The 12,595-nt window shown below is 75.9% G+C and carries 11 protein-coding genes; all 11 read left to right on the top strand.

Translation table 11 applies throughout. The features are described 5' to 3' along the window. The first annotated feature begins 98 nt into the window (after positions 1–98). The gene (locus ACIRYZ_RS03185; RefSeq protein WP_402938813.1) at positions 99–902 is read left to right on the top strand and encodes a hypothetical protein; all 804 of its coding nucleotides are present in this window, start codon (positions 99–101) and stop codon (positions 900–902) included. A 119-nt stretch (positions 903–1,021) separates the two neighbouring features. Continuing rightward, the gene (locus ACIRYZ_RS03180) at positions 1,022–1,843 is read left to right on the top strand and encodes an SAF domain-containing protein (protein ID WP_402938811.1); all 822 of its coding nucleotides are present in this window, start codon (positions 1,022–1,024) and stop codon (positions 1,841–1,843) included. Further along, positions 1,843–3,075 (top strand): hypothetical protein, encoded by a 1,233-nt coding sequence (locus ACIRYZ_RS03175; protein ID WP_402938808.1) that lies wholly within the window; start codon positions 1,843–1,845, stop codon positions 3,073–3,075. The genes ACIRYZ_RS03180 and ACIRYZ_RS03175 overlap by 1 nt, the downstream gene beginning before the upstream one ends. After that, on the top strand, positions 3,065–4,726 hold the full coding sequence (locus ACIRYZ_RS03170) for a CpaF family protein (protein ID WP_402938806.1): 1,662 nt from the start codon (positions 3,065–3,067) through the stop codon (positions 4,724–4,726). The genes ACIRYZ_RS03175 and ACIRYZ_RS03170 overlap by 11 nt, the downstream gene beginning before the upstream one ends. After that, positions 4,726–5,700: a type II secretion system F family protein gene (locus tag ACIRYZ_RS03165; RefSeq protein WP_402938804.1), complete on the top strand. Its 975-nt coding sequence runs from the start codon at positions 4,726–4,728 to the stop codon at positions 5,698–5,700. Before ACIRYZ_RS03170 ends, ACIRYZ_RS03165 begins: the two co-directional genes overlap by 1 nt. Next, complete coding sequence (locus ACIRYZ_RS03160) at positions 5,697–6,575, top strand: hypothetical protein (protein WP_387615500.1); 879 nt, start codon at positions 5,697–5,699, stop codon at positions 6,573–6,575. The genes ACIRYZ_RS03165 and ACIRYZ_RS03160 overlap by 4 nt, the downstream gene beginning before the upstream one ends. A gap of 48 nt (positions 6,576–6,623) precedes the next feature. After that, positions 6,624–6,917, top strand: coding sequence for a hypothetical protein (locus ACIRYZ_RS03155; RefSeq protein WP_402938802.1), 294 nt, complete (start codon positions 6,624–6,626; stop codon positions 6,915–6,917). Between the two features lie 35 nt (positions 6,918–6,952). Next, a complete protein-coding gene (locus ACIRYZ_RS03150; RefSeq protein ID WP_402938796.1) occupies positions 6,953–7,327 on the top strand; it encodes a TadE/TadG family type IV pilus assembly protein in 375 nt (124 codons plus the stop codon). Continuing rightward, positions 7,324–7,809: a TadE/TadG family type IV pilus assembly protein gene (locus tag ACIRYZ_RS03145; protein ID WP_393024582.1), complete on the top strand. Its 486-nt coding sequence runs from the start codon at positions 7,324–7,326 to the stop codon at positions 7,807–7,809. The genes ACIRYZ_RS03150 and ACIRYZ_RS03145 overlap by 4 nt, the downstream gene beginning before the upstream one ends. A gap of 278 nt (positions 7,810–8,087) precedes the next feature. Next, positions 8,088–8,471, top strand: coding sequence for a hypothetical protein (locus ACIRYZ_RS03140; protein WP_402938792.1), 384 nt, complete (start codon positions 8,088–8,090; stop codon positions 8,469–8,471). Further along, positions 8,471–12,478 carry a LysM peptidoglycan-binding domain-containing protein gene (locus ACIRYZ_RS03135; RefSeq protein ID WP_402938790.1) on the top strand — a complete coding sequence of 1,336 codons (4,008 nt, stop codon included), beginning with the start codon at positions 8,471–8,473 and terminating at the stop codon, positions 12,476–12,478. Before ACIRYZ_RS03140 ends, ACIRYZ_RS03135 begins: the two co-directional genes overlap by 1 nt. Positions 12,479–12,595 lie beyond the last annotated feature (117 nt).

The raw sequence follows: 12,595 nt of genomic DNA, 5'->3' as shown, positions 1-12,595 counted from the left end.
TCGTCGCATCGTTGTCCGCCGGGCTGTTGTTGTCCTCGGCGGTAACGGCGACGGCGGACGAACCACCGGACGTCGGAGCCGAACAATGTGCCCCGAGCGTGATCTGCTCGCACGCGGGCAGCGGAGGAAGTACGTCGACTCCCCGCCCCTCGCAGGGCGGTGGCGGCGACGGTGGGAACAGCGGCCCGCAGCTGTGCAGCTACCACGACGTCCAGTGGGCCTGCTACGACCCGGAGCGCGGCTACTTCAACAGCGACTGGGGCTGCTACTTCCGACCCCTGGACAACCCGCCCGCCGAGGGTGACGACGCCTGGAAGGGACACAAGCCGTCCGAGGGCTCGCTCTACACGAAGGTCTGCCCGCAGACGAACGGTGGGCAGGGTGGCGCCGAAATCGTTTTCCAAGGCAACGCGCCGGGCGCGACCCCGGTGATCGACCTGACCGTCCAGGCGAAGCTGCTCGCCGACCGGATGGCCTTCCCGACGCCCAAGGCGAGCGTCGCGCCCAAGGACACCGCCGTGGTGAAGGCGCCGGTCTGGCTCTGGGCCGAGGGCATGGTGGCGCCCAAGCCGAGTTCGCTCGCGGTTCCGGGTGCCTCGGTCACCGTCACCGCGCAACTGAACGGCATGACCTGGGACTTCGGCCAGGGGATGGTGGTGGACTGCGCCACGGCCGGGACGCCGTACGACCCCAAGTACGGGGACGCGAAATCCCCTGACTGCGGCTACGAGTTCGCGGTCGGCTCGGGCGCCCGGCAGGGGGGTGTCTTCACCGGCACCGTGACGGCGCACTGGCGGGCCCATGTGGTGATCACCGGGCCGAACGCGAAGACCTTCGACATCGACATGCCGCGCGGATCGGACCTCGCGCTCAAGGTCGCCGAGGTGCAGGTCCTCAACTGACCGCGCTACGGCGGCCGTTCGGCCACTGATCAGTCAGACAGCGAACGAGGGAAGGGCGGAACCCGGTGGAGAACCGTACATTCGCGACGCCGGGATCCGGCACACCCGCAGGTGCCGCGGTGTCCGTGGCGGTACCGGAGCAGCCGGGCCAGGAGCAGCAGGGCCGCGGCGCGGGCCGCGGCCGGGGGCGGGCGGTGCCGCACGCGCCCGGGCGGACCATGCGGGCCCGGCGGCGGCGCCCGGCGGTGCTGGCGATGGCGGTCGCGCTGATCGCGGCCGGCGGGCTGGGCGGCGCCGCCCTCTACAACAGCACCGGACAGCGGGTCGCGGTGCTGGCGCTGGCCCGGGACGTGCCCTGGGGGCAGGTGATCACCGAGGACGACCTGGTGGTGGCCCGGATCGCGGGCGATCCGGCGCTGCGGCCGGTGTCCGCCCAGGACCGGGGCAAGGCGGTCGGCATGCGGGCCGCCACCGACCTCAAGCGCGGGGCCATGCTGACCGGTTCCGACCTGGCGCAGGGACTGTCGGTGCAGCCGGGGCAGATCGTGGTCGGGGTGTCGGCCAAGCGCAGCCAGCTGCCCGCCAGCCGGCTCCAGCCCGGGGTGCAGATCGTCGTGGTCAACACCCCCGACAACGGCCGGGCCGACTCGCTGCCCGCGACGGTCATCACGGTCGGCCGGGTGGACACCGACGGCAGCCAGGTGATCGACGTGGCGGTCGGCTCGGCGGACGGGCCGCGGCTCGCGCAGTGGGTGGCCGGCGGGCGGATCCAGGTGCTGCTGGCGCCGCGCGCCGTCCCCAGCGGCACCGGGGCTGCGGCGGCCCCCTCGGGCGCTACGTCGGCGGCCCCCTCGGGCGCTACGTCGGCGGCCCCCACCGGCGCACCATCCTCCGGCGTGGCCACCGCGCCCGCGACCCCGGCCGGAACGGGCGGCGCCTGATGGCGGTGATCGCGGTGGTCGGCGGTCCGGGCGCGCCCGGCGCGACCACGACCGCCCTGGCGCTGCTGCTGGCCTGGCCGCTGCCGCCCGGTCGGCGGATCCTGCTGGTCGAGGCCGACCCGGACGGCGGCGCGGTGCTCGCGGGCGCCCTGGAGGGCCGGGTCGAGGCGGTGTACGGGCTGCGCAACCTCGCCGTCGCCGACCGCCGCGGGCTGCTCGCCCAGACCATCTGGGAGCAGCTGATCGACCTCTCGCCCGAGGGCAACGCCGAGCGGCTGCTGCTGCCCGGCCTGACCGACCCGGCCCAGGCGCCCGGCCTCGCCTACACCTGGGAGCCGCTCGCCGAACTGCTGCACGGCATCGAGCAGCAGGGCTACGACGTCATCGTGGACCTCGGCCGCTCCGGCGCCACCGGGACGAGCGCGGTGCTGGCCCGTTGTGCGGACGTGGTGGCGGTGACGGTCCGCACCACACTGCGCGGGCTGAGCGCGGCCCGCCCCCGGCTCGCCGCCCTCGCCGAGGACCTGGCCGCCGGCGGGACCGGGGCGGACGCGCTCGGGCTGCTGCTGGTCGCCGAGGGGCCGTACCCGGGACCGGAGGTGTCCCGCGAGCTCGGACTGCCGGTGCTCGGGGTGCTGCCGCACGCCGCTCGTACCGCGCGGGTGCTCTCCGACGGCGGGGACACCACCGACCGGCGGTTCATCCGCTCGGAGCTGATGCGCACGGCCCGTTCGGCCGCCGACGAGGTGCAGCTGCTGATCCGCCGGCGGCGGCAGCGGCTCGCGCCGACGGCCGCGCCGACACCCACGCCCGCCCAGCTCGCGGCGCCGAACCCGGCCGCGCCGGGCGCGCCCGCCGCCGTACCGGTGCCTGCCCCGGGGCCGGTTCCGGGGCCCGTGGTGCCGCCGATGTCGCCGACGGCTCCGGTGTCCGCCCCGGCGTACGGACAGCAGCCGTACGGCCAGACGCCGTACGGGGAGTCGGCCTACGGGCCGGGCGAGGGCGAGCAGCCCTCGTACACCCCGCCGGTGATCACCACCGGCCCGGTCGCGCCGCTGGCCGGGCTGGCGCCGCAGCCGGCCGCGCCGGCGCCGTTCCCGGCGCACGTCCAGTCTCCGCGACCGGCTGAGGAGGACGAGCAGTACCCGCTCCAGCAACCTATGGTGACTGACCGTCAGATAAACGGGCGCCCGTACCCGCACACCCCCGGGGAGGTGCTCCGTGCGCGGTAGCCCCCTGCACCAGCGTCCGACGGCCGACCCGGCCGCCCTGCCCTGGTCGGCGCCCGCGCCCGCGCCCGCGCCCGCGCCCGCGCCCGCGCCCGCGCCCGCGCCCGCGCCTACGCCCGTGCCGGCCGCCGCGCCGCCGCAGCCCGCGCAGGCGTACCAGCCCGGCCCGGTCGCGCCCCAACCCGTCGCCCCGGCCCCCGGCGGCGCCGGGCCCACCGCCGTACCCTCCCAGCTGCCCTCGCTGGACCTGCGCGGCGCCGCCACCCGGCCGGCCGTCGACCCGCAGGTCGCGCGCGAGCTCAAGCGCCAGGTCGCAGCCGAACTGCACCAGCAGATCTCCCGGTTGACCGCCGGCTCCGGCGCCGAGCCGGACCGTGCCACCCGCCGTCAGCGCGGCCGCGCGCTGATCGAGGAGGCGGTCGCCCGCTGGTCCGACGCCTACGCGCAGACCCACGGCATCCCGCCCACCCGGGAGCAGGACCGCGCCCTCGCCGAGGCCGTCTTCGACCTGCTGTTCCGGGCCGGCCGGCTCCAGCCCTACCTGGACGACCCGGAGATCGAGAACATCCTGATCAACGGCTGCGACGACGTCTGGGTCTCCAAGGTGCACCAACCCCTGCGCCAGGTCCCGCCGGTGGCCGACACAGACGCCGAACTCGTCGAACTGCTCCAGGATCTGGCCCGCCAGCACGGCGGCGGCGAGCGCAGCCTGTCCACTGCCAGCCCGACCCTCGCGCTGCGCCTGGAGGGCGGTATGCGTCTGCAGGCGCTCACCGAGGTGACGCCGCGCCCGTACGTGGCGATCCGACGCCACCGGGTGGCCTCGGCGACGCTGCCGGAGATGGTCGAACTCGGCACCCTGGACAGCACCTTGGCCGCCTTCCTGGCCGCCGCGATCCGGGCCCGGAAGAACGTGATGATCACCGGCACCCAGGGCGTCGGCAAGACCAGCCTGCTGCGCGCGATGGCCGCCGAGATCCCGCCGGACGAGCGGATCGGCACCCTGGAGTCGGAGTTCGAGCTCTGGCTGCACACCCTCGGCCACCTGCGCCAGGTCGTCCCGATGGAGTCCCGTGAGGGCAACGGCGAACGCGTCGACGGCCGCCTGGCGGGTGAGTTGACGATCGGCGACCTCATCCCCGCCGCGCTGCGGATGACCCTCTCCCGGATCATCGTCGGCGAGGTCCGCTCCGGCGAGGTCGTCCCGATGCTGCGGGTCATGACCAACGGCGAGGGCGGCTCGATGTGCACCCTGCACGCCCGCGGCCCGCACATGGTGGTCGACCGCATCGCCGAACTCTGCCTGGAGTACGGCTCGCACATGACCGACGCCCTCGCCTACCGGCTCACCGCCAACGCCCTGGACCTCATCGTGCACGTCACCATGGTCGACGAGACCGCCGTCGGCGGCCGCCGGCACCGCTTCGTCTCCCACGTCCTGGAGGTCACCGGCCTCGGCGAGAGCGGCCGGCCCGCGCTGAACACCGTCTTCGGCCCCCGGCCGGACCTCGGCGAGCCGCGCGCCGTCCCGCACACCCCGCCGCAGTGCCTGGACGACCTGCGCCGGGCCGGCTTCGACGCCTCGCTGCTCGGCTCCCGGTACGGGAGTTGGGCCGCCCCGCTACAGCTGCGGATCGGCGGTGGCGCGCGGTGATGCTGCTGTTCGCCCTGTGCGGGCTGGCGGTCGCGGGCGGCCTGGTCGCCCTGGTGGCCTGGGCCCGCGGCAGCGAGCCCGCCGACGAGGACGAGCCGGACCGCCCGGGCAACCCGCTGGCCGGCCGGGCCCACGTCTTCTGGTACGGCGCCCCCGGCGCGGCCTCCCTGCGGATGGTGCGGCTGCGCCGGATCCAACTGCCGCTGGCGCTCGTCGGCGCCCCGCTGGCCTGGCTGTTCACCCGCATCCCGCTGACCGCGCTGCTGGTGCCGCTGGCCGTCTTCGGCCTGCCCTGGCTGTTCGACACCACCCGCCCGGACACCCACCGGATCGAACGCCTGGAAGCACTTTCCGAGTGGACCCAGCGGATCGCCGACGTGCTGCTGCTCGGCGTCGGCCTCAACCAGGCCATCGTCACCAGCCGCCGCACCGCCCCCGCGGCCCTGGAGGAGGAGATCGGCGAGCTGGCCGCCCGGCTGCAGGCCCGCTGGCGGCCCGAGGAGGCACTGCGGGCCTTTGCCGACAGCCTGGCCGACGCCACCGCCGACAAGGTGCTGGCCGCCCTCGTGCTGCGGGCCGGGGACAGCGGCCCGGGCCTGGCCCGGACGCTCTCCGACATGGCCGACTCGGTGCGCGAGGAGGTCCGCCAGCGCCGCACCATCGAGGCCGACCGGGCCAAGCACCGCACCACCATCCGCTGGCTGGTCGGCATCATCGTGCTGGTCGTCACGGTCGGCTCCTTCAACACCGAGTACACCCGCCCGTACGGGACCTTCCTCGGGCAGATCGTGCTCGCCGTGGTCGCCGCCCTGTTCGTCGCGATCATCGCCTGGATGCGGGCGCTGGCCTCGCACCCGCCGGTGCCCCGGCTGCTCACGCCGGACCGGCGGAGCAAGGGCGGTCGGAGCAGGGGCGGGCGCGGCAAGGACGGGCCCGGGCAGGAGCCCGCCGAGCAGCTCGGGGAGGTCCGGTGATCTCCCCCTGGTCCGTGCTGGCCGGCGCCGCCGCGGCCGGCGGCATCGCCCTGCTGATCGCCGAACTGCGGCCCGCACCACCGGACCTGCGCCAGGCGCTGGACCGGCTGCACCGCGCCCCGGCCGACCGGCCGCAGGACCCGGACGAGCGGGTGCCCTGGTACGACCGGATCGGCGAGCGCTCGCTCACCCTGCGCGGGGTCTCGGTCCCACGCCGCGAACTCGCCCTGATCGGCCGCACCCCGGCCCGGTTCATGGTGCACAAGCTGTTGTTCGCCGCGCTCGGGCTGATGTTGCCCGCCTACCTGGGCGCGATGGCCGCGCTGATGGACGTCGGCCTGCCCTTCGCCCTGCCGCTGGTCGCCGGACCGCTGCTGGCCGGGCTGCTGTTCTTCGTCCCGGACGCGATCGTGCGCGGCGAGGCCAAGGAGGCGCGCACCGAGTACCTGCACGGCATCGCCGCCTACCTGGAACTCGTCGCCCTGGAGCGGGCCGCCGACTGCGGCCCCGCCGAGGCACTGCGCCGCGCCGCCTCGGTCGGACAGGGCGCGGTGTTCCGGCGGATCCGCGACGCGCTGGAGCGCGCCGCCACCGACCGCCTCCCGCCCTGGGCCGGACTCGACGCGCTGGCCGGGGAGTTGGGACTCAGTCCGCTCCAGGACGTGGCCGACATCATGCGGCTGTCCGGCACCGACGGCGCGGCCGTGTACGACACCCTGCGGGCCCGCGCCAAGGGCCTGCGCGGTGAGCTGCTGGCCGAGGACCTCGCCCGCGCCAACGCCGACAGTGAACGGATGGTCGCGCCCGGGGCTGCCCTGACCCTGCTGATGACCGTCCTGATCGTCTTTCCCGCGCTCCACCAGATGCTCAACTGACGCCCGTCCCAGAGCAGCTGACACCACACCACACCCTGGAGACCCCTGATGTCCGTACGACTCGCCCAGCTGGCCGGCCGGGTGCTGCGGCCCGTCCTGCTGCCCGTGCAGTTCGCCCTGCTGCTGTTCACGCTCCGGCGGGGCCGGCTGCGCGCCGCCCGCGCGCGCGGCGACCGCGGCGCCATCAGCATCGAACTCGCCCTTGCCATCATCGCGTTGGTGTTCGTCGCGGGCGCCGTCGCGACCGCGCTGTACCTGCTGAAGGACAAGGTGGTCACCAAGGTCGAACAGGATCCGAACATGCCTGGCGGCGCCGGCGGCGCGGGCGGCGCCTCCAAGTGATCCGAGTGCCTCGCCGCCGCAGCGACCGGGGGTCGATGAGCATCAGCCTCGCCATCGTCTTCCCGGTCGTCCTGCTGCTCGTCCTGCTCGTCGTCCAGGCCTCGTTGTGGTGGTACGACCGCCAGGTCGCGCTCAGCGCCGCCCGCGAGGGCGTGGACGCCGGGCGGGTACAGGGGAACGCGACGGACGGGGCGAAGGACGAGGCCGCCCGGCGGCAGGCCCGGGACTTCCTGGACCGGCAGGGCGTCCACGGGTACGAGGTGGTCACGGACGGCAGCACGTCCGAGAGGATCAAGGTCACCGTGGAGCTGACGCCCCCGCTGCTGATACCCGGGCTCACGGGGCCCAGCATCCGGCAGTACGCCGAGGCGCCGCGTGAGCGCTTCGTCCCGCCGGTGGTGACGAAGTGAGCACTCGTGCCGTGGTGGCGCGCGGTGGCGCCGGGCGGCGGGGGCCGCGGTGGCGCCCGCGACGGCGGGACCGGGGCGGGATCGCGATCGAGGCGGCGATCGTGGTGCCGGGCGTGGTCGCACTGGTCCTGCTGGCGATCGCCGCCGGCCGGGTGCAGACCGCGGCCGGCACGGTCGAGGCCGCCGCCCGTGCCGGGGCCCGGACGGCCTCGCTGCAGCGCAGCGTCGCCGGGATGGACAAGCCGGCCAGGGACTCCGCCCTCGAAACACTGCGCCAGCAGGGCGTCTCCTGCCGGAACAGCGACGTCCAGCTGGACCAGGGCGAGTTGGAGCTGGCGGACGGGCCGGTCGCCACCGTCAAGGTCACCGTGGTCTGCGACGTCGAACTCGCCGACCTGCTCGGCGGACCCTCCGGCGTGCCCGTGACGAAGCACCTCGTCGGGGAGTTCACCTCCGTGGTGGACCGCTACCGCGGCACATGACGGCGGGGCGGGCCGTGACGGGCGGTCGGGGGATTGGGGACGGCTCGTGCGGGGGAGACGCAAGCGGAGAGCGCTCGGGGGATGACGCAACGGAACCGAGTGGCGCCCGGCGGGGGCCGGTGGGGAGACATCGTGCGGATCGGGGGGAGGGGGTGCGAGTGCTGAGCGGCCTGCGGCGTCGACGGCTTCACCGGGTTCACCGGGATCGCCGGGTTCATCGGGATCGCCGGGTTCACCCGGGCCTTCGCCGGTCGGACCGGGGTGCGGTCGCCCTCTTCGTGGCGATCTGCGCGGCCTACCTGGTGCTCGTCATCGCCCTGGTGATCGACGCCGGCGGCCGACTGCGGGTCGCCGAGCGCACCGACGCGTACGCCCAGGAGGCCGCGCGGGTCGGAGGCCAGCAGCTCGACCAGGCGGCCGTGCTGCAGGGCAAGGGCTTCAAGGTCCGGCAGGACTACGTCAAGCAGGCCGCCGACGCCTACCTCGGGCTGTACGGGCTGCACGTCGACGGCGTCGAGTTCTCCGGTGACGGCAAGGTCATCACCGTCACCGTGCGGGCCGACTACCGGCCGGTTCTGCTGGGCGCCCTCGGGCAGCGGAAGGTAACGGGCAAGGGCAGTGCGACCCTCGTCCACGGAGTCGAGAAAGCGGAGACCGACTGATGGCCGCGCCACGTGCCAAGGACCAGGCCCGAACCACCCCGGCCCGTACCGGCCGGACCGGGACCGGGCCGGGGAACGACCGGGATCGAACCGCGAGGGGTCGGGGTCGAAGCGCGCACCGGGCCGGCCGCGGCCGCGGCGGCGCGCTGATCACCGCACTCGCCGCGCTGGTGACCCTGCTCGCCCTGCTGTTCGGCGTCCCCGCGCTGCTGCTGTACGGCACCCACGCGGTCGCCTCGATGGGCGAGGTCGCTCCGGGCGGTGTGGGCGAGGCGCTCACCAGTCCGGACGACGGGCGGCTGTTCCTCTGGCTGCTGGTGGTGGTCGGGTGGCTGGCCTGGGCGTGCTTCGCGCTCTCCGTCCTGCTGGAGATCCCGGCCCAGCTGCGCGGCCGGATCGCCCGGCGGATCCCGGCCTTCGGCTGGAGCCAGCGGCTCGCCGCCGGGCTGGTCGGCTCGGTGCTCGCGCTGCTGCCGGTGGCCGGTTCGGCCTTCGCCGCGGTGCCGGAGCCGGCCCACCACCCAGTGGCCCAGGCGCAGTTGACCCCCGGCGTGCAGCGGGCCGCGCTGCCCGCCGCCCAGTCCGCGCCCGCGCTGAGCCCGGCGGCCGAGCAGCACCCCACGTACACCGTCCGGGACAGCCGGCCGGCGGACAGCCTGTGGTCCATCGCGGAGCGCCAACTGGGCTCCGGCGAGCGGTGGGTGGAGATCGCCAAGCTCAACGACGGCCGGGTGATGGACGATTCCGGGGTCCGCTTCGACGCGGACCGGCCGATCCAGCCCGGCTGGGAGCTGCTGATGCCGACGGACGCCAAGGCGGACGAGGCGAAGGCGCCCGCGCAGGCCCCGGCCCAGGCCCCCGCTCCGGCTGCCGGTCAGGCGCAGGCCCCGGCTCCCGCGCAGTCGCCGCAGGCCGGGACGGAGCCGGGCGCGGCCGGGCAGAAGACCGTGACCGTCCAGGCCGGGGACAGCCTGTCGGCCATCGCCCAGCGGGAGTTGGGGGACGGTGAGGCCTGGCCGAAGCTCTTCGAGGCCAACAAGGGGGTGCAGGCGCCGGACGGGGAACGGCTGACCGACCCGGACGTACTGGAGCCCGGGGCGGTGCTCACGGTGCCGGGGGCGGCCGCTCCGGCCGCCCAGACGCCGGCTCCGGCGCCCGCTCCCGAGCAGACGCCCGCCCCCGCCCCGACGCAGGCCGCCCCGACGCCGGGCGCGTCGCAGCCCGCCCCGGCCGCCCAGACGCCGGCGCCCGCCCACACACCCGCTCCCGCCCCCGCCACGCACGCCGACCCGGCGTCCGACGGCGACTACACCGTCGCCCTGGCCGCCTCCACCGTCGGGGTCCTGCTCGCCGCCATGATGGTCGGCACCGTCGCCTACAAGCGCGGCACCCAGCTGCGCGCCCGCCGCCCCCTGCACCGCATCGCGATGCCCGCCGCCGAGGCCGCCGCGTTCGAGAACGAGCTGATCGTCCGGCAGGACCAGGCCGGGCTCGAACTGCTGGACCGCGCCCTGCGTACCCTGGCCCGCAACACCGTGCGCGGCGGCAAGCGGCTGCCGGCCATCGTCGCGGCCCGGATCACCCCCGGCCACACCATCGAGCTGCACCTGTCCGGACCGGCCACGCCGATCGCGCCGTTCCGCGCCGCGCACGCCGCCAACGTCTGGTGGTGCAGCGAGGAGTCCGGCGACGTGCTGAGCGCGGCCCAGGCCCGCAAGACCGCCGCGCCCTACCCGGCGCTGGTCACCCTCGGCACCTCGCCCGACGGCTCGGTGGTCCTCGCCGACCTGGAGGCCGTCCGGCTGCTCCACCTCTCCGGACACCCCGACGACGCGCGCGACGTCCTGCGCACCCTGGCCATCGAACTGGCCCACAGCCCGCTGGCCGACCGGCTCCACCTGCACCTGGTGGACCTCGCCGAGGAGGTACCGATCAGCGGCCCGGCCGCCGAGCGCGTCCACCGCCACCCCACCCTGGAGGCCGCGCTGGCCGCCCTCGGCCCGCGCACCGCCAAGGCCCGTGCCACCCTGATCGCCGCCGAGGCCGCCAGCCCGCGCGAGGCCCGCAGCCGGGGGCAGGCGGACGAGTCCTGGGTACCCGAGATCGTGCTCTGCGCCCAGCAGCCCGGCGGCGGCACCCCCGCCGAGCTCGGCCGTCTGCTGGACGCCCGTCCGCGCACCTGCGTCGCCGTCATCACCCTCGCCCCCGAGCGCGGCACCGGCCCGGTCGCCCGCTGGACCCTGCCCACCACCGGCCAGGCCGCCATCCCCGGCCTGCACCTGTCCGTCGAACTCCAGCGGCTCGACGGACAGCAGTACGACCAGATCGCCGAACTCCTCCGGGCCGCCGACGACGCCACCCAGCACCCGGCGCCGGCCTGGACCCTGGACGGTCCCGGCCTCGACCCGGATCCGGACGACGACCCGGACACCGCCGAACTGCCGCCCGTCGTACCGGTGCTGGCCGTCGTCGGCGCTCCGGCGACGGAGGCAGGCGAGGCCGGGGAGGCCGGGGAGGGCGCGGACACGGCCGCCGGGCCCCGGCTGCTGACCCGGGTCATCGGCACCGGCGTCAGCCCGTTCGCGGGAACCGACCCGGCGACGCCCGCCCCCGCTCAGGTCCCCGCCCCCACATCGGCCGGCCCGGCGAGGTTCGCCGTCAACGGGCAGGGACGGCAGGCGGCGACCGAGACCGGGATGGCCGCCACGGAGACCGAGCAGGGCGCCGCCGAGGCCGGGCAGGCCACCGATGAGACCACCCGCGACCTGCGGCTGCCCGGCGAGCCGGTCGGTTCCACGGACGCCGCGGTGGACACGGCCGAGGCTGCTGAGGTGATGCCGGCCGACGCCCCGGTGGTCGTCCAGCCCGTCCAGCCCGTCCAGCCGGTCCAGCCCGTGGCGCCGCAGTCGGCAGCCGTGCCCGTTCTCGTGCCCGCCCGGACGCCTGCCGATCCTGCCCCGGCGCCCGCCGTCCCCGTGCCCGTCCCCGTGCCCGCCGAGCCCGTGCCCGCTGAGCCCGCCCCGACGCACCAGAGCGCGCCCGCGCCCACCGGCGTCGATCCGCGCGTGCCGTCCCGGCCGGAGCCCGGCTCCGTCGCGGAGCGCGCGGCCGACACCGAGGAGCGGGTGGAGCCGGCGGTGGAGCCCGGACCGGCCGCGGTCGCGCCGGTCGCCCGGGCCACCCCCGGCCGCAGCGACAGCGACGACCTGCTCGCCATCCTCCGCTCCCCGGAGGCGCACACCCCGCGCAACGCCCCCCGGATCCGGCTGCTCGGCCCGATCGACGTGGCCGGCACCTTCGGCACCGTCGAACCCGGCGCGCTGTCCCGGCTGACCGAGCTCGCCGTCTACCTCGCGCTGCGCCCCGGTTCCGACCACCACGCGCTCGACCACGACCTGCACCCCGGCGCCGCGCACCTGGACCCGCACCCCACCGCCGCCGACGCCGAGAGCCCGCTCCCGGCCAAACTCGCCGACCTGGCCGCCTGGTTCGGCACCTCCGGCGAGGGCCGCGCCTACCTGTCCACCGCGGCCACCGACGGCTACGCCTTCGCCCCGGCCGTCACCTGCGACTGGGACGAGTTCCGCAGCCTCTACCGGCGCGGCATGCGCAGCACCAGCGCCACCGCCGACGCCGCCCTCGCCCACGCCCTGGCCCTGGTCCGCGGCGCACCGTTCGCCGAGGCCCCGCCTGCCTCCTACGGCTGGGCCGAGGCCGAGCGCCAGGACATGATCGCCGCCATCGTCGACACCGCCCACGAACTCGCCGCCCGCCGCCTCCAGTACGGCGACCACCGCAGCGCCGAGGCCGCCGTCTTCCGCGGCCTCGCCGTCGCCCCGGACGTCGAGCTGCTGCACCGGGACCTCTTCTACGCCTACGCCTCGGCCGGCGCCCGGGACCAACTCCTGCGCGCCGTCAACCGCCTGGACGCCCTGAGCCGCCGCACCGGCCGCGACCTGGACGCCGACACGGTCGCCCTGCTGCGTGACCTGCTGGCCGGCTCCTGAGGAACTCAGCCCCTTCCAGGGGCCACGATTCCGTGAGTACCGTAGCGCCAAGGGGCGCTGAGGTGCGCGAGAGGAGGCCGGGCCAGTCGGCGCGTGCGGCGTCCTCGGACGTGGGCA

Source organism: Kitasatospora sp. NPDC101155 (assembly GCF_044768305.1).
Lineage (GTDB): Bacteria > Actinomycetota > Actinomycetes > Streptomycetales > Streptomycetaceae > Kitasatospora.
The sequence above is the reverse complement of the archived record's forward strand: the minus strand, read 5'-3'. Positions and strand labels throughout refer to the sequence as shown.